The sequence below is a fragment of the Brevibacillus sp. MCWH genome (assembly GCF_013096935.1).
Lineage (GTDB): Bacteria > Bacillota > Bacilli > Brevibacillales > Brevibacillaceae > Brevibacillus > Brevibacillus aydinogluensis.
The window spans coordinates 1-380 of record NZ_SDLF01000256.1 but is presented as its reverse complement, the minus strand read 5'-3'; the positions used below and the strand labels follow the sequence as shown (position 1 = coordinate 380).

Here is a 380-nt window from a genome sequence, read left to right as displayed (position 1 = left end):
GTCTCCGAGTAAAAAGTAGACGAGCGTCAAAATGAGGAGCGGCGCAATCAAAATTAAAGCGACGCTTCGCTTGTCATTGAGCGTCTGAAAGATGACGCGTTTCGCTAAGTTACGCATGACTCGTCCCTCCTGCTCGACCGGCGATGAGGAACAATTCCTCGACGCGGCCGTTGTCCGTCTGACCTAACAGATGCGGGATCGTGTCATAGGCAATCAAACGTCCGTTATAGATGAGCGCGGCCCGGTCGCACTCTTGCACTTCGTCCATGACGTGAGTCGAGACGATGATTGTCGTTCCAGTCGCCCGAATCGCTTGAAACTGACTCCAAATTTCCCGACGCAACAGTGGATCGATGCCGACGGTCGGCTCATCTAGAAAC

The 380-nt window shown here is 53.4% G+C and carries 1 pseudogene; it reads right to left on the bottom strand.

Annotated elements, in window-relative coordinates:
• Positions 1-109: 109 nt before the first annotated feature.
• Positions 110-380: pseudogene (locus ETC00_RS20350) on the bottom strand (ABC transporter ATP-binding protein); the annotation flags it as partial.